This window comes from Proteus penneri (assembly GCF_022369495.1).
Lineage (GTDB): Bacteria > Pseudomonadota > Gammaproteobacteria > Enterobacterales > Enterobacteriaceae > Proteus > Proteus penneri.
In genome coordinates, this window is sequence record NZ_CP059690.1 from 1,774,125 (window position 1) to 1,801,105 (window position 26,981).

Annotated in this window: 23 protein-coding genes; 10 read left to right on the forward strand and 13 right to left on the reverse strand. The window is 37.6% G+C overall.

Features of this window, described 5'->3' with window-relative positions:
* Nucleotides 1-44: 44 nt before the first annotated feature.
* Both H1225_RS08140 and H1225_RS08145 read left to right on the forward strand, forming a co-directional pair.
* Nucleotides 45-299, forward strand: a complete 255-nt coding sequence (locus H1225_RS08140; RefSeq protein WP_063073778.1) for a helix-turn-helix transcriptional regulator — start codon at nt 45-47, stop codon at nt 297-299.
* A gap of 508 nt (nt 300-807) precedes the next feature.
* Complete coding sequence (locus H1225_RS08145) at nt 808-1,827, forward strand: hypothetical protein (protein ID WP_198041310.1); 1,020 nt, start codon at nt 808-810, stop codon at nt 1,825-1,827.
* A gap of 192 nt (nt 1,828-2,019) precedes the next feature.
* Here H1225_RS08145 and H1225_RS08150 read toward each other — a convergent pair whose 3' ends face one another.
* The 3 genes from H1225_RS08150 to guaB all read right to left on the reverse strand — a co-directional run bounded on the left by H1225_RS08150 (nt 2,020) and on the right by guaB (nt 6,562).
* Complete coding sequence (locus tag H1225_RS08150; RefSeq protein WP_239739661.1) at nt 2,020-3,216, reverse strand: tyrosine-type recombinase/integrase; 1,197 nt, start codon at nt 3,214-3,216, stop codon at nt 2,020-2,022.
* Between the two features lie 218 nt (nt 3,217-3,434).
* Entirely contained in the window at nt 3,435-5,012 is a 1,578-nt protein-coding gene (guaA, locus tag H1225_RS08155) for a glutamine-hydrolyzing GMP synthase (protein ID WP_006533010.1), read from the reverse strand.
* 83 nt (nt 5,013-5,095) lie between these two features.
* On the reverse strand, nt 5,096-6,562 hold the full coding sequence (gene guaB / locus H1225_RS08160; protein ID WP_072064176.1) for an IMP dehydrogenase: 1,467 nt from the start codon (nt 6,560-6,562) through the stop codon (nt 5,096-5,098).
* Between the two features lie 169 nt (nt 6,563-6,731).
* Between guaB and xseA the strand changes: the two genes are divergently transcribed.
* Complete coding sequence (gene xseA, locus H1225_RS08165) at nt 6,732-8,114, forward strand: exodeoxyribonuclease VII large subunit (protein WP_006533013.1); 1,383 nt, start codon at nt 6,732-6,734, stop codon at nt 8,112-8,114.
* Between the two features lie 119 nt (nt 8,115-8,233).
* On the opposite strand, the gene H1225_RS08170 is transcribed toward xseA, so the two are convergent.
* The 5 genes from H1225_RS08170 to maeB all read right to left on the reverse strand — a co-directional run bounded on the left by H1225_RS08170 (nt 8,234) and on the right by maeB (nt 16,999).
* A complete protein-coding gene (locus H1225_RS08170; protein ID WP_239739663.1) occupies nt 8,234-10,477 on the reverse strand; it encodes a TonB-dependent receptor in 2,244 nt (747 codons plus the stop codon).
* A 164-nt stretch (nt 10,478-10,641) separates the two neighbouring features.
* Entirely contained in the window at nt 10,642-12,810 is a 2,169-nt protein-coding gene (locus H1225_RS08175; RefSeq protein ID WP_161724448.1) for a S9 family peptidase, read from the reverse strand.
* 27 nt (nt 12,811-12,837) lie between these two features.
* Nucleotides 12,838-13,620 (reverse strand): energy transducer TonB, encoded by a 783-nt coding sequence (locus H1225_RS08180; protein ID WP_229096582.1) that lies wholly within the window; start codon nt 13,618-13,620, stop codon nt 12,838-12,840.
* A 45-nt stretch (nt 13,621-13,665) separates the two neighbouring features.
* Nucleotides 13,666-14,535, reverse strand: a complete 870-nt coding sequence (locus H1225_RS08185) for a ChaN family lipoprotein (RefSeq protein WP_161669416.1) — start codon at nt 14,533-14,535, stop codon at nt 13,666-13,668.
* 181 nt (nt 14,536-14,716) lie between these two features.
* On the reverse strand, nt 14,717-16,999 hold the full coding sequence (gene maeB, locus H1225_RS08190; protein ID WP_109847327.1) for an NADP-dependent oxaloacetate-decarboxylating malate dehydrogenase: 2,283 nt from the start codon (nt 16,997-16,999) through the stop codon (nt 14,717-14,719).
* Between the two features lie 555 nt (nt 17,000-17,554).
* Here maeB and H1225_RS08195 point away from each other — a divergent pair.
* The gene (locus H1225_RS08195; RefSeq protein ID WP_069368881.1) at nt 17,555-18,178 is read left to right on the forward strand and encodes a response regulator; all 624 of its coding nucleotides are present in this window, start codon (nt 17,555-17,557) and stop codon (nt 18,176-18,178) included.
* A gap of 79 nt (nt 18,179-18,257) precedes the next feature.
* Here the strand turns inward: H1225_RS08195 and H1225_RS08200 are convergent, their stop codons facing one another.
* Nucleotides 18,258-18,818 (reverse strand): hypothetical protein, encoded by a 561-nt coding sequence (locus H1225_RS08200; protein ID WP_109847326.1) that lies wholly within the window; start codon nt 18,816-18,818, stop codon nt 18,258-18,260.
* A gap of 206 nt (nt 18,819-19,024) precedes the next feature.
* Here H1225_RS08200 and H1225_RS08205 point away from each other — a divergent pair, with 206 nt between their 5' ends.
* The 3 genes from H1225_RS08205 to H1225_RS08215 are packed head-to-tail and all read left to right on the forward strand — an operon-like array spanning nt 19,025 to nt 21,197.
* The gene (locus H1225_RS08205; protein WP_072064184.1) at nt 19,025-19,396 is read left to right on the forward strand and encodes an ArsC family reductase; all 372 of its coding nucleotides are present in this window, start codon (nt 19,025-19,027) and stop codon (nt 19,394-19,396) included.
* Between the two features lie 5 nt (nt 19,397-19,401).
* Nucleotides 19,402-20,532 (forward strand): succinyl-diaminopimelate desuccinylase, encoded by a 1,131-nt coding sequence (gene dapE, locus H1225_RS08210; RefSeq protein ID WP_006533026.1) that lies wholly within the window; start codon nt 19,402-19,404, stop codon nt 20,530-20,532.
* A complete protein-coding gene (locus tag H1225_RS08215) occupies nt 20,529-21,197 on the forward strand; it encodes a M15 family metallopeptidase (protein ID WP_072064186.1) in 669 nt (222 codons plus the stop codon). The genes dapE and H1225_RS08215 overlap by 4 nt, the downstream gene beginning before the upstream one ends.
* A gap of 2 nt (nt 21,198-21,199) precedes the next feature.
* Here the strand turns inward: H1225_RS08215 and H1225_RS08220 are convergent, their stop codons facing one another.
* The gene (locus H1225_RS08220; RefSeq protein ID WP_006533028.1) at nt 21,200-21,583 is read right to left on the reverse strand and encodes a DUF454 family protein; all 384 of its coding nucleotides are present in this window, start codon (nt 21,581-21,583) and stop codon (nt 21,200-21,202) included.
* Nucleotides 21,584-21,685: 102 nt separating this feature from the next.
* On the opposite strand from H1225_RS08220, the gene H1225_RS08225 reads away from it, so the two are divergent.
* Nucleotides 21,686-21,895 carry a YpfN family protein gene (locus H1225_RS08225; RefSeq protein ID WP_036936107.1) on the forward strand — a complete coding sequence of 70 codons (210 nt, stop codon included), beginning with the start codon at nt 21,686-21,688 and terminating at the stop codon, nt 21,893-21,895.
* Here H1225_RS08225 and H1225_RS08230 read toward each other — a convergent pair.
* From H1225_RS08230 to ypfJ, 3 genes are all read right to left on the reverse strand, one after another.
* The gene (locus H1225_RS08230) at nt 21,858-23,906 is read right to left on the reverse strand and encodes a tRNA(Met) cytidine acetyltransferase TmcA (RefSeq protein WP_239739665.1); all 2,049 of its coding nucleotides are present in this window, start codon (nt 23,904-23,906) and stop codon (nt 21,858-21,860) included. The genes H1225_RS08225 and H1225_RS08230 overlap by 38 nt on opposite strands.
* Before the next feature lie 2 nt (nt 23,907-23,908).
* Nucleotides 23,909-24,361, reverse strand: coding sequence for a DUF441 domain-containing protein (locus H1225_RS08235; protein WP_006533030.1), 453 nt, complete (start codon nt 24,359-24,361; stop codon nt 23,909-23,911).
* 61 nt (nt 24,362-24,422) lie between these two features.
* Entirely contained in the window at nt 24,423-25,307 is an 885-nt protein-coding gene (ypfJ, locus tag H1225_RS08240) for a KPN_02809 family neutral zinc metallopeptidase (protein ID WP_006533031.1), read from the reverse strand.
* A 265-nt stretch (nt 25,308-25,572) separates the two neighbouring features.
* Here ypfJ and H1225_RS08245 point away from each other — a divergent pair, with 265 nt between their 5' ends.
* Both H1225_RS08245 and H1225_RS08250 read left to right on the forward strand, forming a co-directional pair.
* Nucleotides 25,573-26,271, forward strand: coding sequence for a helix-turn-helix transcriptional regulator (locus H1225_RS08245; protein ID WP_006533032.1), 699 nt, complete (start codon nt 25,573-25,575; stop codon nt 26,269-26,271).
* 92 nt (nt 26,272-26,363) lie between these two features.
* Nucleotides 26,364-26,975 (forward strand): glutathione S-transferase family protein, encoded by a 612-nt coding sequence (locus H1225_RS08250; protein WP_072064191.1) that lies wholly within the window; start codon nt 26,364-26,366, stop codon nt 26,973-26,975.
* Nucleotides 26,976-26,981: the final 6 nt, after the last annotated feature.

Sequence of the window (26,981 nt, forward strand, 5' to 3'; positions counted from 1 at the left end):
TCCTATTTAAAGCGGAGCGATACAGCTCCGCAAGGAGTTTAAATATGAATATTAAATTACCTACCAACCCTATCCGTATGCCTGCTGTTTTAAAGCTAACAGGACTTTCTCGCTCAACTATTCGCACCTTAGAGAAGAAAGGTGATTTTCCAAAGCGTATGTACTTATCTGTGCGCTGTGTTGCTTGGGAAGCTGAAGAAGTTGATGAGTGGTTGAAAAAACGTTCTCAATCAAGAGAGACACCTAAGTGTTACACGGAACGTAAGCGCAATGAAGCCGGGCAGTTTGTTAGAACGTAGCAATCATGAATATGTGTAAAAAATTTAAATCTTATAATGAATTTTACGAGTATCCTGATAGTAAATGTAAACTCGAATGAAAATCATATTTGAGTTATTACATATAATATTTTTTCAGATATATCTCATTATGAGAGATCGATGAAACAAAAATATATTAATTATGCTAATATGTTTCCATATTTAATATATGGGCTAATGGTTAATGCTGTATCACATCAGTCTCAACTATTACCCATGTTATAGGTAAGCATGTAAAGGTAGAAGTATTACCAAACAAGCAGAAAATTATGCAACTTCCGCAAAAGCTTACTAAATAATAATTGAAAAACGATCCGATAAGGGGCGTTTTACTGGATTTTCTAGCCGATATTTAATCATTAATTAATAGCTAGAAAAAGGTGCTGGTAGCCTATAAAAAGTGGAGATATATGTATTAGAATATATGGTTTATATTTTATGGCTATTATTAAAAATAACTAACAAACTTATGACTATAGTAAATATCATGAATAAAAAATTAATAATGAAGAAAAATAAAGTAAAGCGTAAGAATATGGCTAAAGTTCAAAATAGAAAACGGACCCCCCCAATGTTTATAAAAAAATTAATAAAACACAAAGATGAACTCTGTAACTATAAATATAGTGTAGAGCATGCTCTTAATATGTATGCTAATAGTTTTATTACTTTACCAGCTGATATTCTCTATGAAAAAGAAAAAATTTCAGAATACAAAAATACTACTGATAATTGCCATATTTATATAATTGGTTATTTACCAATAATCCATTTGGAAAATGCTACTAAAATTGGTAATGATTTAAAGCTATCTTTTTCAGTTTGTAATAAAAAAGAAGAAATTTACTTAAGTTCAATTCCTTCTAATCTTAGTTTTATTTGTGAAAATGACAATTATTATCTAGAAGATCTAGATAAAAACAGATTCTGGTGGAATGATATTGAATTGACTAGACTGCTCCATCAGGAGTTAGGATGTGTTCAGTTTAATGTTAAATATGTAGGCCAAGCATATGGACGAAATGGCTCACGAAGTGCTTTAGATCGTTTAATAAAACACGAAACTCTTCAAAAAATAGCTATTAAAGGAGTGCCAGAGGGATATAAACTATCTTTGTTACTATTAGAAGTTAAGCCTAATACAAGTATAATTACAGCTTTCACACCAAATGCTCAAGTAAAAGATACAGAGAGCGTCAGAATAAAAGCTGGATTAGATAAATTATTTAACACATCAGAGGCTGAAAGAATATCTTTATATGAAGCGGCATTAATTCGATATTTCTCACCAGAATATAATAAAGAATTTAAAGATAGCTTTCCATCCACAAACCTTAAAATATTACAAGATTGTTATAATAAGGATATTTCAGCAGTAATTGCTGAGATTAATATCGATGAATTACCTTTTATGTTATTTTCAGATTCAGTCGAACCTAAACGGTACCATATATCAACACATCATTTACATAAAGATAACGATAGGAAAGTATTTTTTGGTATTTAATGTCACCAATAAAAACATACTTATTTAATTTATAGTTTACTGGGTACTTGTTTTCAGAGTCTAAGTACGAAAGCGACAATATAAAAGATATTATGGCCAGACTGTTTTACTCCACAATCTGGCCTGTTGTCGGTGTGCTTTACCTATCGTCACTACTTGCTTATAAAACACTTGGCGAAGAATGACCGAGCGTTAATCTTTCTCTTTTATCCATTCATCCACCATATCAGCCCACTCTTGTAACATCTTCCTGCGCTGTTCAGCATATTCAGCCTTGTTGTAAACGGCTCTAACGCCATTTTGAACGTGTGCTAAACACTTCTCTATCCAATCTGAGTTATAACCTGCTTCGTGCAATAGCGTACTGGCTGTGCGTCGTAAATCGTGAACAGTAACCGGTTCGAACTCAATACCTTTTTCATTGATACGTTTTACGGTGCCATCAATCACGTTATTCAATGCAGCATTAGAAAGTGGCTTTTTAATATCATATCGACCAGGCATTAAGTAATTGCTTCCCATAGCACAAACTTTCATACCGGTTAGGATATCCATTGCTTGGTCAGAGAGATAAATAACATGCTCTTTTCTCCCCTTCATTCGCCCTTTAGGGATCACCCATTGCCTATTTTTAAAATCTATTTCATCCCATGTAGCATGAATAAACTCAGACTTTCTGACTAATGTCAGCAAGACAAACTTAACGGCCAATTTTAAGGTTGGATAACAACTATAGTTTTCTAATTCACGAAATAAGATACCGATTTCTTTCGGTGACATTGCCCTTTCTCGTGCCTGAAAAGTCCCTATGGAAGATGCTTTTATTGCATCTGCTGGGTTACTAATTTCATAACCTCTATCTATGGCATAAGTAAAAACAGAGCCAACAATCTCACGCACTTGTAATGCGGTCGCTTTTGCTCCCCTATCTTTTATCTTTTCACACAAAGCTCTAAGCCGTGGTGTGGTGATCTCTTCTAGTTGAAGTTTACCGAATACAGGATAGATTTCTTTTTCAATAATTGCTTCTTTCATGGCCCTTGTAGAGTCGGCATATTGAGCATCACGAAGGAAATTGACGGTATAGTCTTTGAATACCGTCCCTATTTTTTTACTTTCAATACCGTCACGTTTCTTTGAAGCTGGCGATATACCTGCGTTTAGTAGCCTTTTTGCTTCAATTAATTCGGCTCTTGCTTCTGCAAGCGTGATACCGTCAGCACTGTATCGACCAAAAGTAACCGTTTCTCTCCTTCCATTAAAACGATAATCATATCTAAATGAAATAACACCACTTTTTGTCACTGCAACGTATAAACCATCTCGGTCAGACACTTTATAAAGCTTGTCTTGTGGCTTTAAACTTCTTAGTTTTGTATCGGTCAGCATGCTATAACCTCAATGCTAATACCGTCAAATGACAGCAAATTTATGACGGTATCAGTGTCTTAATTTTATAATTTATATTTTGATACCGTCACATATACCGTCATTTTTTTCGGTTCTTGTCAACCATTGCCAACCATAGAAAACAAAAAAGCCACCAGTAACATACTGATGGCTCTTGATTTTCTAACCTTTATCAACTATTGCTGATAAACAGTATTTTATTCCCACTCAATGGTTGCTGGTGGCTTACCGCTAATATCATAAACAACACGGGAAATTCCACTTACTTCATTGATAATGCGGTTAGAAACACGACCTAAGAAGTCATACGGCAAATGTGCCCAATGCGCAGTCATAAAGTCCACGGTTTCAACTGCGCGTAATGAAACAACCCAGTCATATTTACGGCCGTCGCCCATAACACCCACTGAACGTACAGGTAAGAACACAGTAAATGCTTGGCTTACTTTGTTATATAAGTCAGCTTTATGTAGTTCTTCAATAAAGATAGCATCAGCACGGCGTAATAAATCACAGTACTCTTTCTTGATCTCACCTAATACACGAACCCCTAAACCAGGTCCTGGGAATGGGTGACGATAAAGCATATCGTAAGGTAAACCTAACTCTAGGCCAATTTTACGCACTTCATCTTTAAACAGTTCTTTTAATGGCTCAACTAAGCCCAGCTTCATATCTTCTGGTAAACCACCCACATTGTGGTGTGATTTAATCACATGAGCTTTACCAGTTGCTGATGCTGCTGATTCAATCACATCAGGATAGATAGTACCTTGTGCTAACCATTTAACTTGTGGCTGTTTAACGGCCTCTTCATCAAAGATTTCAATGAATGTATGACCAATGATTTTGCGTTTTTTCTCAGGATCGTTTTCGCCTTTCAGTGCAGTCAAGAAGCGATCTTCGGCTTCAACATGGATAATATTAAGGTCAAATTTACCTTTAAACATTTCCATCACTTGTTCTGCTTCATTCAGACGTAATAAACCATTATCAACAAATACACAGGTTAAACGTTTACCAATTGCACGGTTTAATAGTAATGCGGTAACAGAGGAATCAACACCACCTGATAATGCTAAAATAACGTGATCATCACCAATTTGCTCCTTTAAACGCGCAACTGTGTCTTCAATAATTGCAGCCGATGTCCACAAAGCATCACAACCACAAATATCTAAAACAAAACGTTTTAAAATCGCTAAACCTTGGTGAGTATGTGTCACTTCTGGGTGGAATTGAACGCCATAGAAGCGTTTTTCTTCATTGGCCATAATAGCAAATGGGCAAGTTTCAGTGCTTGCTACTGTCACGAAGTCTGATGGAATAGCAGTAACTTTGTCACCGTGGCTCATCCACACATCTAATAATGGTTTACCATCTTCACTAACTGAATCTTGAATATCATTGAACAGTGCACAAGTTTCACGAATTTCAACTTGTGAATAACCAAATTCACGCTCACCAGAAACTTCGACGTCGCCACCTAATTGCATCGACATCGTTTGCATACCATAACAAATTCCTAATACAGGAACACCTGCATTAAATACATATTCTGGCGCACGAGGACTATTGTCTTCTGTAGTGCTTTCAGGGCCACCAGACAGAATAATACCATTAGGATTAAATTCACGAATTTGTTCTTCTGTAACATCCCATGCCCAGAGTTCACAATAAACGCCGATTTCACGAATACGACGAGCAATAAGCTGCGTATACTGTGAACCGAAATCAAGGATAAGAATGCGATGATTATGGATATTTGCTGTCATTTGTGGTGAATTCCAAAACAGATAAAGTCATAAAGTTGAAAGGCTTGCGCTGTATTATTACCACAAGCCTTTCTCGGAATAAATTACATACCTAAGCGATAATTAGGTGATTCTTTTGTGATAGTAACATCATGAACATGGCTTTCCTGAATACCCGCACCACTGATGCGAACGAATTCAGCTTTAGTATTTAATTCTTTAATGGTTGCGCAGCCTGTTAAGCCCATGCATGAACGTAAACCACCCATTTGTTGATGAACGATGGTTTTCAATAATCCTTTATAAGCAACACGACCTTCAATGCCTTCTGGTACTAATTTGTCTGCGGCATTATCAGTTTGGAAGTAACGGTCTGATGAACCTTTAGACATTGCACCTAATGAACCCATACCACGGTATGATTTATAAGAGCGACCTTGGAACAGTTCAATTTCACCTGGAGATTCTTCAGTACCTGCAAACATTGAACCAACCATAACGCAAGCTGCGCCCGCTGCTAATGCTTTCGCGATATCACCAGAGAAACGAATCCCACCATCGGCAATAACAGGAATGTTGCGATCTTTTAGTGCTTCTACCGCATCTGCAATAGCGGTAATTTGCGGTACACCAACGCCTGTTACGATACGTGTCGTACAGATTGATCCTGGGCCAATACCTACTTTAACCGCGCTTACACCAGCATCAGCTAATGCTAAAGCTCCTTCTGCGGTTGCAACATTACCACCAATAATAGGTAAGTTAGGATATAAAGCACGAGTATCACGAATACGTTGCAGTACACCTTCAGAATGACCGTGAGAAGAGTCAATAAGCAAAATATCAACGCCAGCAGCAACTAATGCAGCCACGCGCTCTTCATTACCTGCCCCCGCACCAACAGCGGCACCAACACGTAAACGACCATGTTCGTCTTTACAAGCATTAGGTTTACGTTCTGCTTTTTTGAAATCTTTTACAGTGATCATACCTTTCAGGTGGAAGTGGTTATCAACCACTAACGCTTTTTCTACACGTTTTTCATGCATTTTTTGCATAACGATATCGCGTGCTTCACCTTCTTGTACTGTCACTAAGCGTTCTTTAGGTGTCATTACCGCAGTAACAGGTTGGTCTAAATCAGTTACAAAACGAACATCACGACCAGTAATAATACCCACTAATTCGTTATCATTCGTCACAACAGGATAACCGGCAAAGCCATTGCGTTCAGTCATTGCTTGAACTTCACGTAAAGAAGTTTCTGGTGTTACGGTGATAGGATCAGTGACAACACCACTTTCATGTTTTTTCACACGACGAACTTCTTCTGCTTGGCGTTCGATAGACATGTTTTTGTGGATAAAACCAATTCCACCTTCTTGAGCTAATGCGATAGCTAAAGGCGCTTCAGTCACAGTATCCATTGCAGCAGAAAGCATAGGAACATTTAGGCGGATTGTTTCAGTCAGTTGAGTAGATAAGTCGGCAGTATTAGGAAGAACAGTGGAGTGTGCAGGAACTAACAAAACATCATCAAATGTAAGTGCTTCTTTTTTAATTCGTAACATAGCAATATCTCACCAAGGCGGCTTTTAAGAAATAGAAAATATTGCCGCGGCATTATACACACCGAAATCGATTGCTTCTAGCTTTTTTTCAAAATTTTTATTGACCCTACCACTAACTTAGGTAGTATCAATCAATTAAGTCTTTGTTTTAAAATTTGATCTGGCTCACATGACACTACCAATAAACAATAATATTTTTACTGTTAGCCGTCTAAATAAGACCGTTCGTCAGTTATTAGAAATGGAAATGGGTCGCATTTGGATCAGCGCTGAAATTTCCAATTTTACTCAGCCTTCTTCTGGTCACTGGTATTTTACGTTAAAGGATACTCATGCCCAAATTAGAGCTGCGATGTTTCGTGGGCAAAATGCTAAAGTGACTTTTCGCCCTCAGCATGGTCAGCAAGTCTTAGTTCGCGCAACAATTACATTGTATGAACCACGAGGTGATTACCAATTGATTGTTGAAAGTATGCAACCTGCTGGTGACGGGCTTTTACAACAACAATTTGAACTATTAAAACAAAAACTCAGTGCAGAAGGATTATTTGATGCCATTTACAAAAAACCTCTGCCATCACCAGCAAAACAAATCGGGGTCATCACTTCTTCAACGGGTGCCGCATTACACGATATTTTAAATATTCTTCGTCGTCGTGATCCTTCATTACCTGTGCTTATCTACCCAACCGCAGTTCAAGGTGCTGAGGCGCCTATGCAAATTGTTCATGCCATCGAACTTGCTAACCGCCGTAAAGAGTGTGATGTCTTAATCGTTGGCCGTGGCGGTGGTTCATTAGAAGATCTCTGGGCATTTAATGATGAACGCGTTGCCCGTGCTATTTTTGCCAGTGAAATTCCCATTGTAAGTGCTGTTGGTCATGAAACTGATGTAACCATAGCTGATTTTATTGCTGACCTTAGGGCGCCAACACCTTCTGCAGCAGCAGAACTAATCAGCCGAAACAAGCTTGAGCTATTGCGCCAATTGCAATCACAACAACAACGCCTTGAAATGGCAATGGATTACTACTTAGCGAAAAAATTACGCGCAATAACACAGCTTTATCACCGTTTACAGCAACAGCATCCTCATTTACGTCTTGCTCGTCAGCAAAATGTATTAGCTTCCACACAACAGCGTTTAGTTTCTAGTTTTCAGCGACTATTGCAAGCCAAACAACATCAACAAACACAACTACAAAAACGCCTTAATTACCAAGAGCCTAGTTCTCAAATTCAAACATTACTTCGCCAACAACAGCTGTTGATTTACCGTATGCGAGAAAGTATTGCACAACAGCTATCTCGTCAACGTGAACAGTTCGCTATTAGCTGTTCTCGTTTAGAAAGTGTGAGTCCTCTCGCAACACTTTCTCGCGGTTACAGTATTAGTGAAACTATGTCTGGAGAGGTGCTGAAAAATACTAAACAAGTAAAAGTGGGTGATCCTCTAAAAACCCGAGTTGAAGATGGTTGGATCACTAGTGAAGTGGTGAAAACACAAAAGATAAGAGCAAAACGCAAAACAACTGCTAAAAATAACGATTAAGTCAAATCAAGTGATTTAAGCTTTATATAAATATAAAAGAAAGACGGCCTCAAAATCATATTTGGTGCCGTTTTTTATTATTTACTCAGATGACATCTTCAGATAATTATTATTAAATACTAAAAACGCACCTCTCCTGCAAACAAGTAACTTCTACCGCGAGCCGTCTGAGTGTTAGCACCCGGATCTTGCATAATTGGCGCTGAATTACTTCTATCAAGTGCATTAGAATAATTTTTATTCATTAAATTATGCACAGCAAATTTCAATGAGACATTTTTATTAATTTGATAATTACTGTAAACGTCAATTATCGTTGGGATTTTTTCTTGTTCAACCATAGGTACTATACCTAAATCGTAGTCTACCCCTTCCGGTGCTGATTTACGCGATTTACCTGTTATTTGGATCACCGTACCTAATTCTAATGACTGGTCATCAAAGAAGCGAACACCAGTATCAATAGTGGCATAATATTTAGGAAGTTCTGAAGCAGGAGTTTGTCCAAAATCTAAACTCGCAATTGATGTGGGTTGTGAAGTGCGTTGATCACTATAGGAAAGGTTAGCGTAAAATATCCCTGCATCATAATTAGCTTGTAGCTCATAACCACGCAAAGTCACAGGATCGATACTGTTAGTATGAAGATGAATGTTACCGTCATTTTCCATATTGGCGTAGTCATCCAATGTTAATGAATCATCAGCTCTACAACGGATCCCTCCTTTACACACTATAAAAGATTCACTAGAAATATAATTTTTGATCTTGGTGTGATACCACAATCCTTTAAATCGTAAGCTATCCCCTTCAACAATTAAATCAGGACGATAACTATTAAATCCAAGTTGGAATGTATCAGCCTTTTCACTCTTTAAATATGGGTTCATTGAAGCACCGCCTTCATTGGCAAAGAAGATCTCTTGTGAAGTTGGCGCTCTCATAGTGTGAGCATAACTTGCAAAGGGCTGAAATTCAGGAATAATTTCAGCTGCAATTAGCATTCCCGGCTCCCAATTTCTATCATGGCGATTAAGATCCATTGCACCTTCAGGGAAACATGCATCACGGCTAGCACACGCTGGTTTATGCCCTTTTATATTGTAATCCACATAATTTAAATTGAAATTTAGCGTATAAATATCATATTCAAATTTCATTTGTGAAAAGAAGCTGGTTAAATTATTTTTCCCTTGAGGTGCAAATACGTTATTTTCAACCATATTGTTTGCTTGCCAAGCATCTGTTGATGGTGCAATAACGCTACGTTTATATTCTGTAAACATTAACTTTGAGCCTAATGTAAATGCCATATCCAATTCGCCGTAATTAAAGCGACTGGTATTTTTAGCCACTAATGAATCAGAGATATTTTCTGCATTTGCATTACGCAAGCTCATTAAAGAATCACCTTCAAATTTTTGAGAGGCTTGGCTGTGACTTAAACGAATTTCACTATCAAAAAGGTCATTTAATGGCGTATAGCGATATTTTGCATAATAATCTTTAGCATCAATTTTACGTCGATTAAAGTTATTATTATAAAACCGACCACTTAATTCTAATTCATGAGAATCATTAGGTTTAATATTAATTTTCGCCAATTCTGAGTGTGGTTTTTGATTAAAGTGTTTATTAATGGCAAACTCTTCACTATTAAATCCTGCACCATTCTTATAAGACGATTCTATTTTATGCCCACTTAAAGCAAGCATTGCGCCAACTGAACCATCATCATTAAATAGAGAACGTTGCCCTGCAAAAGCAATCATACCGTTATACCCAAGACCATTCGTGCCACCAGCAGCTTTACTTCTTACTCCCCATGAATTCCCTTTAAATAAAACATCTTCGACACCAATGGTTTTAAAGTTAGCGCTACCCGCCAACGCATTAATGCTATTTTCACCATCTTGTTGACCGCGCGAAATATCCACTTGAATAATAAAGTTTGGGTCAAGCATGCTATTAAATTGGTTATATGGTTGACCGCCATGACTAATTTGACTAGGGGATGTGCTATATGTCGTTTGTGTGACACCATCCACCATCATATTCACGCGCCCAAAACCACTAAGCCCGCGAATATTGACACTAACGCCCGGTTGACTTACATCCATTTGAGTATACGTTCCTGGCGTTGAACGTAATGCTTGTTCTACAGATTCAAGATTATTAATTTCACCAATAGCGCTATAAGCCCCTGGTTTTCCCAATGCTTTTTGTTCTGGCGTTTCTTTTTGTGCTGATGAAACTTTTAAACTACTAAATTGAACTGCTTTATCTGTTTCAGATGCGATGACAAAATGATTAACACTCGAAAATAAAATAAGAGTGCTAAGAATTTTCCTTGTAAATTTCATAATAAACCTATTCTTTATTTTTCTTTAAATAGGCTCACGTTGCTTTATATAAAGTTATTAAACTAGAAAATATTATTATTGTTATATTCGTTTTAAATAATAGCACTGTCTCTCTTAAAGAGAGACAGGCTAAATTATTAAACTGATTTATTATACCGATTATTCTATTTTATATTTTGAGTTTTAAAATAGACTTCAGGCTGTTCTAACATCAGAATAAAGGCATATTCTTTTGCGGTATCACGTAAGCGATTAAAACGTCCTGATTTGCCACCATGCCCTGCACTCATATTAGTATCAAGTAATAGTAGGTTATTATCTGTTTTTAATTCACGTAATTTAGCAACCCACTTCGCAGGCTCCCAATATTGTACTTGTGAATCATGTAATCCTGTTGTGACTAATAAATGAGGATAAGCCTTAGCAACGACATTATCGTATGGGCTATATGATTTTAAGCGGAAATAAACGTCTTTATCGGCAGGGTTTCCCCACTCTTCATATTCTCCTGTTGTTAAAGGAATTGAAGCATCGAGCATGGTTGTCACAACATCAACAAATGGAACTTGGGATACCACACCACGGTATAATTCTGGTGCCATATTCACAACAGCGCCCATTAATAAACCACCCGCACTGCCACCCATAGCGTAAACGTGTTTAGGTGCTCCGTAACCTTCTGCAATTAGGTATTTAGTGGCATCAATAAAGTCAGTAAACGTATTAACTTTATGTTCCATTTTACCTTGGTTGTACCAACGCTTACCTAATTCACCACCACCACGGACATGAACAATCGCATAGACAAAACCTCTATCTAACAAACTTAAGCGAGGAGAACTAAATGATGGATCAATGCTACTCCCGTAAGAGCCATAACCATAAATTAAGATAGGATTTTCACCTTTCTTAAATAAGTCTTTGCGATAAACCAATGATACGGGAACTTCAACACCATCTTGTGCTTTTACCCAAATGCGCTCACTTTCATACAAATCACGTTCAAAACCTTTCACTTCTTGCTGTTTAAGCAGTTTCTTTTGATGTGTTTGCATATTCCATTGATAAGTTGAAGATGGTGTTGTCATGGATGTATAACCAAAACGAAGCTCTTCACTATCTGCTTGAGGGTTAAATCCTAACCATGCCATATAAACAGGATCGTCAAACGTGACATTAGTTGATTGACCTGTTTTCCAATCAATCTGACGCAATGAGACTAGACCTTGTTTTCTTTCTTCCACAACCAACCAGCGATTAAACAGATCAAAACCTTCTAAATCGACATCTTTTTGTGGTGCAATGACGGTTTTCCAAGGTTTATCGATTGATGCCGTTTTATAAAGACCAAACAACTCACTCTCATGATTCGAACGAATATAGAATTCACCATTAAAATGGTCGATATCATATTCGCGCCCTTCTTGACGTGCAGAGAAGATAACCATTGGTTTTTCTGGTGCATTCGCATCAATTAAACGAGACTCTGAGGTTGTTGAGCTTTCAATAGAGACCAGAATGTAATCTTCAGATTTGCTTTTACCCATCCATGTATAAAAGCGATCGTCGTTTTCTTCGAAGATTTTGACGTCTTGTTTGCGATCAGTGCCATATTGATGGCGATAGATTTGATAAGGCAGTAGCGTTTGCGGATCTTTATCAACATAAAATAGTGTTTTGCTATCATTTGCCCACACTAAGTTTGCTGAGATATTGGTTAACACATTCTCTTTCCATGTGCTATCTGACAAATCTTTATAGGCAACATTATAGTTTCTGCGCCCTTCTTTATCTTCAGCAATCGCTATACGTTTGTTATCTGGACTGATAGTCAAATCACCTAATTGATAGAACTCATGCCCTTTAGCACGTTCGTTTCCATCAACGAGAACTTCCCATTCACTCTCGCTATTAACTGGTTTACGCTGATAAATAGGAAAATCTTTACCTTCTTGGTAAATAGTACGATAAGTATAACCATTATAAATGTAAGGCACAGACTCATCATTTTGAGCCATGCGGCTCACCATTTCATTAAAGAGTGTTTCTTCTAAGGCCTTACCTTCTTTCATTACGGATTCGGTATAGGCGTTTTCAGCATTAAGATAATCAAGCACTTTAGGATCTTTACGTGAATCATCTCTTAGCCAATAATAATTGTCAGTACGCGTATCTCCATGTTCTGTCATCACATGAGGTACTTTATTTGCTTTTGGTGGCGTCACTAGGGAGTCCTTTTGATTTTGAGCCAATGCAGGTGTTGTTGAAATTAACAATGCTATGATCGCACTCGTTAATTGCAACGTCATCCGTTTTTTGGTTGCGACTAGCATAACGTTTATTTCCTTTTTAACCTGTCGTTAGAATGTTAGTGTAGAAAACTCAATTGGCATTTCAACCATTATTTTACCTTTCGACAATAACTCAAGAGGCGGTACCGGTAAGGGTTCAGCACGTTTGAGTACTCTTTGCGCTTCTCTATCTAAAGAACGCACACCACTACTGAGAATTAGTTCACTCGATATGACATAACCTTGTTCATCAACAATAAAGCGCACTTTAGAAATCCCCGTTCTCCCTTTGCTTTTTGCTTCTTCAGGATAGGCTTTATAGCGATTAAGATGTCCTTTTGTTTTAGCTTGCCATAATGCTAATGCGCTTTCTGAACTATCCGAATCACTGTCATAATTTGCACTAACATCACTAGATTGCTGTCTTGCCGCAGAGCGGCTACTTGAAGGTGCTGATTGGCTAGACACATTTTCACTAATGGTAGGTGCTGGCTTTACAGGAGAAGTAACAGGGGCTACTTTAGCAGTTTGCTCTACATTGACCCTTTTTTTAGGTTTTTCGATCAAAATATCAGCATTTTCATTCACAATCAGATCATGCTGCTTTTCAGCAATATCTTGCTCTACCTTTTTTTGGCTTGCCACCGCCAGTTGTTGATCGGCGCCTACAATCTGTTTTTCATCGCTGATTGCTTGTACGTTTTCACTTAAGCTCATCATTACAGCTACTTCAGGCTCTTGTATAAATACCGTATTCTCTTTATTGAAATAAAAATAAGCCATGACAAAAACAGCATGTATACCGATAGCCAAAATAAATGCTTTAGAACTATAAAGCTGAAATTTCGGCATTTGATCCATAAAAGAGGAAATAAGCATATTCGTGTTATCAATAAATTAAGGTAATGCGACAGGTGTTATCCAAAGATAATCGGCATGAGCTGAAGTGATATCACTTCCCTCTTCCATCATTATCACGACTGTCACATTTTCATTCGGTGCTAAATCAGCAACGTGCAAAGGTACACCCATTACTTTTGTGGCATGAAAAGAGCCAGCAATTAAAAGTGCGGGTGTCGGCGCATCTAATAAACTTTTCGCCATTGCACGATCACGCAATTGCTGAATAACTGTCATTTTTTCTGCTTGTGTTTTATCAAGCTCACCACCATGAGAAAGCTTGATTGTTTTTTGAATAAGTTGACGAACAGCTGTATCAGTTGAATGTACACCATCAATAATAGGTGGATTTTTATACGCACTAGATATTTCACTGCGATCAATATTTGCCGCTAATAAAGGATAATCAGCGCTTAGCCCTGCTTTAACAATATTGCCATACCATTTCCAAGGCCAACCTGAATTCCATTTTAATGCCGCCATTAATCGCTCATCCCGTAGGTATTCTGAGCCTGAATAACGTTTTTTTGTGTTATCAACTAATGATTGCTGACTTGGTGTTAGCATCTCAAGTAAAACCGCGCCTTGAGGGCGTTTTTTAGGCAGTTCTGTCATTAACCAATATTCAATGTCATGATGATAAGCATTGTCATGTTTTTCACCAATAATCACACGTGCTTGACTTGCTAATCGTGTTAACAATGTATCTGCCGTGATGGATTGCCCTGTCTGAGTATCAATGATGTTTGCCGACTGAATAATTTCTAAATCTAGGGTTGATACCGGTTGTTTTTCTATCGAATGACATGCTGAAAGGCTTATTAATGAGACTAGTAGTAAGATCCTTTTTAATATTGAGAAAAACATAATCATCCTATTAGTTATATATACCTACTTTGGTTAGACGAACAGGTTAATATTATTGCTAATAATTATCAATATCATTCTTATATTAATTTGCATTTGATATTTTATATCTATTCCAAGAGTATAAAAAAAGCGCCTAATAAAAGGCGCTTTATGGATGAAATTATTTAATTAGTTACAATTAATTTTGAGATTGAGCCTGAGCTTCAACAACAGCTAATGCCACCATATTTACGATACGACGTACTGACGCAATTGGCGTTAAAATATGAGCTGGTTTAGCAACACCCATTAATACTGGACCTACGGTCACACCATCAGAACTCGTTACACGTAGTAAATTATAGCTAATACGTGCCGCTTCCATTGTTGGCATAACTAACAAGTTTGCAGAGCCTTTTAATGGGCTGTCTGGCATCACATCACGGCGAATAGACTCTACTAATGCCGCATCGGCATGCATTTCACCATCAATTTCTAATTCAGGTGCACGTTGTTTGATTATCTCTAATGCTTTTCTAAGTTTAATTGATGATGGGCTATCAAAAGAGCCAAAACTTGAGCGAGAAACTAGCGCTGCTTTTGGTTCAATACCAAAGCGGCGAATGGTGTCCGCTGCCATCAGAGTAATATCGGCGAGTTGTTCGGCTGTTGGATCTTCATTAACATAAGTATCTGTAATGAAAGTATTACCACTTGGCAATAACAGGGCATTCATTGCTCCTGCCGTTTCCATACCTTCACGTAAACCAAACACATTTTTGTAGATTTCGAAGTGTTCTGCATAGCTCCCTACTGTACCGCAAATCAAACCATCTGCTTCACCTCTGCGAACCATAATGGCGCCAATAAGTGTTGGATTGCCAATCATTGCACGGCGAGCTTGCTCTTGTGATACACCGCGACGTTTCATAATTTGATGATATTCTTGCCAATATTCTTTGAAACGTGGGTCATTTTCATTATTCACCACTTCAAAGTCTTTACCCGCTTTAATATGTAAACCCAATTTCTGAATACGCATTTCAATCACACTAGGGCGACCAATTAAGATTGGTGAGGCTAATCCTAATGTGACTAATTCTTGAGTTGCATGCAGTACGCGGTTTTCTTCCCCTTCTGCTAACACAATACGTTTTTTCTCTTTTTTCGCTTGAGAGAAAATAGGTTTCATAAATAAGTTCGTTTTATAAACAAACTCATTAAGGTGTTCGATATAAGCAGAGAAATCCTCAATTGGGCGTGTTGCAACACCAGAATCCATTGCTGCTTTTGCAACGGCTGGCGCAATTTTCACAATCAAGCGTGGATCAAATGGTTTTGGAATAATGTATTCTGGGCCAAAAGAAAGCTCTTGATCACCATACGCTGAAGCGACTTCTTCGTTTTGTTCAGCTAACGCTAATTCGGCTATCGCATGAACACAAGCAAGTTTCATCTCTTCATTAATTGTCGTCGCACCAACGTCTAATGCACCACGGAAGATGAAGGGGAAACACAATACGTTATTAACCTGATTTGGATAGTCAGAACGACCAGTACAGATAATTGCATCAGAACGTACCGCTTTTGCTAGTGGTGGTAAAATTTCAGGCTCTGGATTTGCAAGCGCGAGAATAAGTGGATCGCGAGCCATTTTCTTGACCATTTCTTGCGTTAATACGCCAGGCCCTGAACAACCTAAGAAAATATCAGCATCATTAATAACATCATCTAATGTACGAGTGCCGTTATCTTCAATCGCATAAGCAGCTTTGGTTTCTGCCATATTAGCTTCACGGCCACGATAGATAACCCCTTTAGAATCACATACTGTGATGTTTTCGCGTGCTAACCCTAAAGCAACTAATAAATTCATACACGCAATTGACGCGGCACCCGCTCCTGATACCACTAATTTTACTTTGCTAATCTCTTTTTTAATAATGCGCAAGCCATTGAGAATAGCGGCTGTAGAAATAATCGCTGTACCATGCTGATCATCATGGAATACAGGAATATTCATTCTCTCACGCAGTTTTTTCTCAATATAGAAACACTCTGGTGCTTTAATATCTTCGAGGTTAATACCACCAAATGTTGGCTCTAATGACGCAATAATATCAACAAGTTTATCAGGATCTGTTTCATTAACTTCAATGTCAAAAACATCAACGCCAGAAAACTTCTTAAACAAAACGCCTTTACCTTCCATTACAGGCTTACCTGCTAAAGCGCCGATATTTCCAAGTCCGAGTACCGCAGTACCATTTGAAATCACCGCGACAAGGTTACCTTTTGCCGTATAGCGATAAGCAGCAAGAGGATTTGCTGCAATTTCTAAACAAGGAACAGCGACGCCTGGTGAATAAGCTAATGCTAAATCACGTTGGGTTATGAGTGGTTTTGTTGGTGTTACTGTGATTTTGCCAGGTACGGGAAATTCATGAAAATCTAGAGCGCTTTGTTTTAATTTGTCTTCCATCTTCATATCCTTTGTATCAATAGGGTAAGGGCTTCGTTAGTATAATGGTAATGGAGCGTTAAATCATGACGGCTACGACACTTTTTTCAAATTAGTAAACTTGATTTATTAGAAACAATTAATACCTAGTTATAGGTATACTATTAACACTATTTAATTTCATCGCTGTAATAAACTCGAACAGAAAAAAGACAATATTTGTTTATTATTTACCAGGTATTAAATTAACATTTAAAATAATTAAATTTTTTATATAGTTTAAAAAAACAATAACTGTTTTCACTTGTTGATTATTTTTAATATAGGCTCTCTTCTTTACAACTCATTGTAACTATAAAGATTTTATAGAGTTAGATTTTTTGTTAGTCTTTTCGGTTATTTTCTTTTTTACCCGTAACAATAATTGGTGTAATATTGCCAACCGTCAATTTTATTTTCTTATTGTTTTAATAAGATGTCTGATTCTAATTTTTATTCCTCATTTGGAATTTACTTTTTTATTTTCTGCGCTTGGAAAGATTACGCACATTATTATTTTTTTTAGGGAGAGGGGTTATGCCTAGCTACTCAATTATGATAGTGGATGATCACCCTATCATGAGATATGGATTACGGCTATTGCTAGAAAAAGACAAAGATTTTGTCGTAGTAAGCGAAAGTGGCAATGCTCAAGAGGCGGTAACCGCTGCAAAACAGTTAAATCCAGATTTAATTATGATGGATTTAAATCTACAAGGGCGTTCAGGTATTGATATTATTCGAACACTTCGTCGCTCTGGTTTAACATCTTATGTTCTTGTTTTATCCGTTTCTGATTCACGTAATGATGTTTACGCTGCGTTGGATGCAGGCGCAAACGGTTATCTCTTAAAAGAGTGTGAGTTAGATATGCTATTACTTAGCCTACGCAAAGCGGCTGTTGGGCATCCGGTTTATAGTGAGCGAGTGTGGCAATATATTCAGCTTAGACAAAACTATTCTGATCCACTTTCAGCATTGACTAAAAGAGAGTTGGATGTACTTCATGAAGTGTCTGCTGGAATGAAAAATAAGCAAATTGCTGAAAATTTATTTATTTCAGAAGAAACAGTGAAAGTTCACATTCGTAATATTTTAAAGAAATTGCAAGTCACGTCTCGTTTAGCTGCCAGTCTTATTCTTATTAAGCATCAGTACTAAACGTATTACCCCGACACTGGGTCGGGGTAATAAGATATATCGCTTTAACATTCCATTTAAATTTATGTTAAATCATGTATTACTCAATCGGTACTGGATAACTCAATACTTTAAAATGGTTATCAGGTAATTTTTCGATATTAAGCTGATACAGCTCTCGATTTATTCCATTAATCACAATATCAAGTTCGCTAAAGGCGGATTGTATTTCCTCATTGGTTGCCCATGAAGGGATACCTCTTACACCATAATAGAAATAAATTTTACTTTTACCTGAGTCTATTGGCTGAATTTCTTTTATCTGACTAATAAAAAGGTGACCATAGCAGAAGTCTTGATAAGGTTGCCAAGCTTTACGTCCTTTATCACTAAGATTAAACACCCATTCTTCTCCATTTTCGGTTTGTTCAATCAATCCTGCTTCAACTAATGCATGCATTCTTTCTAAAACCCATGGTGCATCATCTTCATTGCTGTAGACAGGCCATTTCCCTTCGCCCAAACACAATAAATAATCACTGTTAAAAAAGGCCTCTAAGGCTATTTTATACTCATCAACTTTTGGGTCATCTTGTTCTTCATCAGCCCAACTAAAAGAAGAGAGTAAAAGCAATATAAGACTCAGTGAAATACTTTTCATATTTTCTTTTACCAACGGAAATCTTTATTCGTATTTATATTACCCTACGCTACACAATTCGTTACACTAACGTGACAGTTTAATATCCGATATATTTTATAATGTAAATAGGATTTTTCACTACACCAAAAGCTGTTATTTTGGAATTGTATAACACTCATTCTCATCAATACTAATATTACGTATTGTCATATAAGGAAAATATCATGTCCACGACAAACCTGACATATACCATGTACGGCATAAAAAATTGCGATACCATCAAAAAAGCGCGTAAATGGTTAGATGATAATCATATTCCTTACGCGTTTCATGATTACCGCAAAGAGGGTTTGACGGAAGCATTATTACGCACCTTTACAGAAAATTTAGATTGGCAGACACTTGTGAATAAAAGAGGAACAACTTGGCGCCAATTATCCGATGAAGAAAAAAACGCAATCACTGATGTTACCTCTGCAATCTCGTTGATGTTAGATAAACCCGCCATCATTAAGCGCCCTATTCTTGTCTCATCAGATAACCGTTTTATTGTCGGTTTTAATACCAATGACTATTTGACCTTTACAGGAGCCTAATATTTATGTCCTGTCCTGTTATTGAACTTGCACAACAATTAATTTCACGCCCTTCGATAAGCCCTGACGATCAAGGTTGCCAACAATTGATTATCGATAGGCTAACTCCTCTTGGTTTTACGATTGAAAGAATGCCTTTCGGTGAGACTGAAAACTTCTGGGCTTGTCGTGGTGGTGAAGGTGAAACACTGGCTTTTGCTGGTCATACTGATGTTGTACCAACAGGTGATCCTAATTTGTGGGATAACCCGCCTTTTGAACCATCTATTCGTGATGGAATGTTATATGGGCGCGGAGCAGCAGATATGAAAGGCTCGCTTGCTGCCATGATTGTCGCGGCTGAACGTTTTGTTCACTCTTATCCGGATCACCGTGGACGGCTTGCTTTTTTAATTACTTCAGATGAAGAAGCTAAAGCCACAGATGGTACGGTGAAAGTCGTACAATCTTTAATGTCACGTGGCGAACGCCTCGATTATTGCCTTGTGGGTGAGCCTTCGAGCCAACATCATTTAGGTGATATGGTAAAAAATGGTCGTCGAGGCTCAATAACAGCAAATTTAATTATTCAAGGTGTACAAGGTCATGTCGCTTACCCTCACCTTGCAGAGAATCCTATCCATCTTGCCTCTCCTTTTATCCAAGAACTCATTAATACGGTTTGGGATGAAGGTAACGAATTTTTCCCGGCGACCACAATGCAAATTGCCAATATCCATGCCGGTACAGGCAGTAATAATGTGATCCCTGGTGAGCTATTTATTCAATTTAATTTCCGTTTTAGTACGGCTATTACAGATGAAGAAATTCGCCAACGTACAGAGGCGTTATTACAAAAACACCAACTTCGCTATCAGCTGGAATGGTCTTTATCTGGTCAGCCTTTTATTACTGGGCAAGGAAAATTACTTGAAGCTGTATGTTACTCCGTTAAACATTACACCAATTTAGAACCAGAACTCTCCACCAGTGGAGGGACTTCTGATGGTCGATTTATTGCCCAAATGGGAGCGCAAGTTGTCGAGTTAGGCCCAGTTAACGCAACAATTCATAAAGTTAATGAATGCGTTAATGCAGCCGATTTACAACAACTTAGTCGAATTTATCAGCGGGTTATGGAGCAACTTATTTTATGATAACGCCTTTAATGCTAACAGGCCGTTCTACTGACCATTTAGTCACTTTATCCGGTCAGCATCGCTTACAATTTAATGCCACTAAGGCTTTTTTAGCATTACAACAACAAGCCACGAAAGCTGGCTTTAAATTAATGCCAGCCAGCTCTTTCCGTGATTTTAATCGCCAATTAGCAATATGGAATGGCAAATTTGAAGGCACTCGCCCTGTTTTAGATGCACAAAGTCAACCAATAGATATTCATGCATTATCAGAAGGTGAACGCTGTATCGCGATTTTAAAGTGGTCAGCATTACCTGGTGCAAGTCGTCATCATTGGGGTACTGAGATTGATATTTATGATCCTTTTCGTTTACCTGAAGGCCAGTCATTACAATTAGAACCTTGGGAATACGAGGATGGTGGCTATTTTGCAGAACTTAATGAATGGTTAACAGAAAATATGTCAGCGTATGATTTTTATCGCCCTTTTACTCATAAAGAGAGCGATATTGCTTACGAACCTTGGCATATCAGTTATTGGCCTCTATCTCATGAAGCGTCTCTTGCTTATACACCTGATATTCTAAAATCTGTGTTAGAAGAAGAGAATATTGATGGTAAACAGTGGCTATTAGCTAATCTTGACGAGATATTTGCTCGTTACATTATTTTGCCTGAATAATGTTATTTTTCATATGGAGCTTCTTGTTGATCATTAACAGGAAGTCTCCACATAAAGATCAATAAACAACCTAAGATTATCAGTAATAAGATCCTGACCCAAAGCATAGACACAAACCATAGTGAAATTGCAAAGGTAATTAAGATCACTAAAATAGCTTTAGGTTTTGCCCCTTTAGGCATAGCGCGATAAGTTTGCCAATATCGTAAATAAGGACCGAACCAAGAGCGATAAAGTAACCAATAATGGAAACGCTTTGACGAACGAGAAAAACACCATGCCGCAAGTAATAAGAAAGGTGTAGTAGGTAACACAGGCAAAATAACACCTAATGTGGCTAATCCAACACATAACCAACCTGCTATAATTAGTAATACCCGTTTCATGCTGTGTTTTTCCAACCTATGCTTTATTGATTGCGTTATTTTATAGACCAAATAAAAAAGATCCTCATTCTCAACAACAATTTTAAAATATAAGGCTTATTTATGCACTGGTTTGCTGACTATTGGTGGGTAATTTTAATTCTTTTAGTAGGAATTATTATTAATGCTATTAAAGATATGAACAAAATCGATCCCAAGCAATTTCTTAAAAATAAGCGGAAGTTGCCTCCACATCGTGATTTTAATGATAAATGGGATGATGAAGATGATTGGCCTAAACAAAATCAAAACAAGAAGGATGAGAATAAGTAGATAACCATTGTTGATAACGCGATGTTAATTGAGCATCTTTTTCAGCCATTAATTGCGCACATTGCTCTCTTAATTGCTTGGTTAAGACCTTTTTTCCTGATAAAGAAAACTCAGCCACACACTGTTCAACTGATTTATTGTCTACAAAAAAAGCGACTAATAACGGATAGTGTTGCTCATAACCGACCAGAAAGTTAGCAACACTCTCATAAACAGTAAGAACTGAACGATGAGCAAAGGCAAAACCCGCCATCATTAACCAATTGTCTTGTGCTGTCGCACTATGACTTGGTATTGACTTATCTGCTAAGCAGAGCTTTGTTTGCCGTTCTATCTGCTGATATTGCAAAGCAAAGGCACTTAAAGACGAGCACAATAATTGTTCGCCTTTTTCAGTTAGTGGATAAATCGCCATTGCGGTATAACATCCGCTACTTGCCTCTTTATGTACCCCCAGTCGTACTATTTGAAAACCACATTGCATCCAAAACTGCACTAATGTCTCAGTGTAACCAAAGCTCACTGAAAGATAATCAACAGCCTGTTTTTGACTCTCTTTTACAATATTAGCAATCAAAGTCGCAGCAATTTTTTGGCGCCGATATTGAGGTAAAACAGCGATACGACTGATACGCAATGAGTTTAAACACATCGCATCCGGCGTTAAACCATAGGTGACTAATGATTGAGCAACCAGATTACCTCTAGGCCGACGAATACCTAACCAAACATCGTGAGCAAGTTTGAAAGGTAATCCCCCTTCTTCGATACACCACACAGCACCTACGATCTTTTTATTGATTGATGCTGACCAATAACGCTGTTTTCGACCATCAAGTAAACGTCGTAGATCAAGTGGTGTTGTTCGATAATGCGCACTAGTAAGAAGTTGATAAAAACCATGTAATTGTGGAATATTATTATGCCAATTTCCTTGAAGCTGTTGGATATCGACATCACCTTGTTGCTGACAATCAAAATTGTATTCTGGCTCATCAAGCAGTAACAACTGATTAAGCCAATTTTCTAATGGGCAATCTTTAGCCCAACGAATAGGTATTTGTAATTGATAGGTACGCAAATTAGGAATGTTGTCTCCTAATTTAAGCATAAAACCGCGGCCAGTTCCTTCATAACCTTGTACTGTGGTTGTCATTAATACATTAGGAAAGTAACCACACAACGCTTCTAATTGTGCAATGGGCACAGAAGCCGCCTCATCAATAATCAGCCAATCACTTTGAATTTCGTTATTTATACACTGCGCTAATAAATTATCAGGGGAATAAAATGAAATAGCTTTGTTGGTGTGTGAAGATAAAACATCTGTACTATTTTTAGCTGGCGCACATACCAATACATTTCCTTGATATTGCTCGATAAACATACCAGCAAGCGCTGATTTTCCTCGACCTCTTGGTGCAATAACACTCCAAACACCCGATGTCGATAGGAGCAATTTATCTAAAATAACTTGCTGTTCTGTGGTCGGTTTACCCTGTGGAAGCGCCCAAGGTTTAGCTTTTTCAATCAATGTGGGTAATTTAAATGGCGTTGATTGTTGCCATACAATCACTTGACTATCACCTAACGTGATATCTTTTAGCCATTCCATAAAATTTGGTGTTGAAAGTACACCTTGAGCATCATTCCAGCGCTGACTATCGTTATCTATGTAGCTATCCCAATTCTCAATATCGGGTAAGCACAAGATCAATAAACTACCGGCTTTTAATGTGCCCGTTAACATCGCTAAAGCATCGGTATTAAATCCCTCATTAGCATCAAAAACAGCATGTAAGAACTCACGCCCTAATAGGCGAATAGCATGATCAGGTAAAATTGCATTAGGCTTACTGGAGGAAATCGTTATCCAATCACCTTGGCATAATTGGATAATTTGCTGGATTTGTTCTGTTTGCCATGCAGGTTTACCCGCTAATAACAGTAATTGGCGTTGCCCTAATTGAGCTAATTTTTGCTGATATTGATGTAAATGGGAAAATGACACAGCTAGGATTTACCGATTAACAATGAAAGAATACCAGCTGCAATTAATGGCCCAACAGGTACACCCCGAAAAAGCGCTACTCCAATAACCGTTCCTACTAATAAGCCGGCAACCGTTGAAGGTTGGTTATTCATTAAAGAAACACCTCTAGCGCCCAACCAAGAAACAGCAATACCAATAGCAATCGCTAATAGTGATTTCCAATTTAAGAATGAGTTAAGCACTTCTTGTCCTGAAATACGCCCCGTTGCAATAGGTGTCATTACCCCAATCGTCAGAATTAAGATCCCGATGGTCATGCCATATTTTTCAACAACAGGAAAATATTGGTTTAATGGTGTGATTTTAATGACTAGCAAAGCCAGCATAGCTAACGTTACAGTCATATTATGACTAATAATGCCAAGTCCTGCGAGAACCAGCAAAATTAATAGTGAGGGATCAACGTTACTCATGTTTGTTCCTAAGCCTTTCGCTTTATAGCGTTAATTATCTTATAGTTACCGACGAATGGTATTAGTTCAAAGACGAAGAAGCAAATGTATCGCAAGATTTGATGCTACCACTGTTATAGCCTCTCATAAACCAAGTCTTGCGCTGTTCTGCCGTGCCGTGTGTAAAACTATCCGGTACAACATAACCTTGCTGTTGTTTCTGTAACTTGTCATCACCGATCGCTTGCGCCGTTTTGATCGCAGTTAATAAATCGCTTTCATCAATACGACCTTCACCCGCAATAAAACGTCCCCACATTCCAGCAAAACAGTCTGCTTGCAACTCTAATTTTACGGATAAACGATTTACCTCTGCTTTCGAACGCGCCATTTGTTGTTGTTCACGCATTTGATTAGTGATACCCAATAAATGCTGAACATGATGCCCAACTTCATGAGAAATCACATAACCTTGGGCAAATTCTCCACCACCACCTAAGCTATTTTTCATTTCATTATAAAAGGAAAGATCAAGATAGATTTTTCGATCAGCGGGACAATAAAATGGCCCCATTATTTTTGTGCCAGTTCCACATTGTGTTGTCGTGCTATTGGTATATAGCACGAGTTTAGGATCACTATATTGTTTTCCTGCTTGTGCGAAAATTGTTCGCCAAAAATCTTCAGTACTGGCTAAAATAACACTACTAAAATCGGCAGCTTCATTATAAAGTGCGGTTTGTTGCTCATTACGTTGTGAGGCTTGATTGTTGCTCCCCGTTAATGTGTTAAAATCAAATCCCATAAAGCTGGCGATAACTAAAACAATAATTATTACAAAACCATATTTAGTACGCAGTAAAAGTGCAATTAATCCTAATGGGAGATTACCACCGCCAGATGCGGAGGAAGATTGCCCTCTTCTATCTTCAACATTGTCACTTCTTCGGCGATCATTCCAACGCATAACTTATCCCCACAGTTTAAATAGATGATTTTAGCTTTATAATGAATAAATTTATCACTTGATTTGAGATAATAACAAAAAATTACAAACACTATTCTCTATTTTTTAAGAGCAAGATAATAGAGACTATCAGAGTAAAATAGCACTCGTTAGCACCACGAACAAATGAGCATCATAAGGAATTAAAACGGCTTTCTTAATGATTTCATAATAGAATTCTTATATCTTGCTTCTGTTTTTCTTCACTAATAAATAGATACCTTAAATGACCCGAACTCAACGTTTACTCACTTTATTGCAGATTTTAAAAGAGAATCACTATCCGATAACGGCAGAAGTGTTAGCAAATAAATTACAAATTAGTGTCAGATCTATTTATCGAGATATTGAATCTTTACGTGATCAAGGTGCTGAAATCACGGGTGAAGCAGGTATAGGTTATCAGCTAAAATCCGGTTTACTCCTACCACCACTAGCCTTTGATATTAATGAACTTGAAGCACTTATTCTGGGATTACGCTGGGTAGAAAGTAATACAGATAAAGAATTAAGTCACTCTGCATTACGGGCAATTAATAAAATCAATGCGGTGGTAACAACACAACATCAAACATTGCTTGAACAAAATACCTTGTTTGTTCCCACACACCAAATTATTGAAGTTGATCATGCCATTGCTAAAGATATGCGTTTTAGTTTACGCGAAGAAAAGAAAGCCCAAATAAATTATAAAGATGCCCAAAAACAATTAAGCACTCGAATTATTTGGCCTATTGCTGTGGGCTACTTTCAAGATTCTCAAGTTATTGCTGCATGGTGTGAATTACGCCAAAGCTATCGCCATTTTAGGCTTGATAGAATTATCTCTTATGAAGTATTAAGTGATAATTTGCCTTACCCTAAAAGTTATTTATTCTCACGCTGGAAAAAAGAGATCTTAAAAGAGGCTCCTGACAAAAATTGACACAATGTTTGCGTAATATCTTCCTTGCTGTTCTTCATTTAGCTATTTCAGTTTAAATAACATCATATTAATCAACACAGTAAGGAAATATTATGAATGAACTTATCCTTTATACTAATACAATGTCTCGCGGTAACACTGTTGAACTTTTCTTAAAAATGTTAGATGTGCCTTATCAGCGTGTCGAATTAGAATATGGCGAACCAATGCGTACCCCTGAATATCTTGCTATTAATCCTATGGCAAAAGTTCCTGCATTAGTTGATGGCGAAATCGTGGTTACAGAGACAGCGGCAATTTGTGCTTATTTAGCAGATAAGTTTATTGAAAAAGGATTTGCGCCTGCCATTAATTCACCTGAGCGTGCAGTTTATTATCGTTGGTTCTTTTTTACTGCTGGTCCTATTGAATCCGCATTTACAGTGAAAGAGGTTGGTATTGAACTTAATGAAGAACAGCAAAAATCATCTGGGTTTGGTTCTTTTGAACGAGCCTTTCATTGTTTAGAAACAGGGATAGCTAGTGCCAATCCTTATATTTGTGGCAAAAATCTGACTGCTGTCGATGTGTATGTGGGCTATTTCCTTATATTTTTATGCAAGTATGCGCTTATCCAGCCTACGCCACTGATTAATCAATACCTTGATAGCCTTGCGCTTAATAATGAGATTAAACAATTATTAGAAAGCTTAGGATTACGATAAATTTTT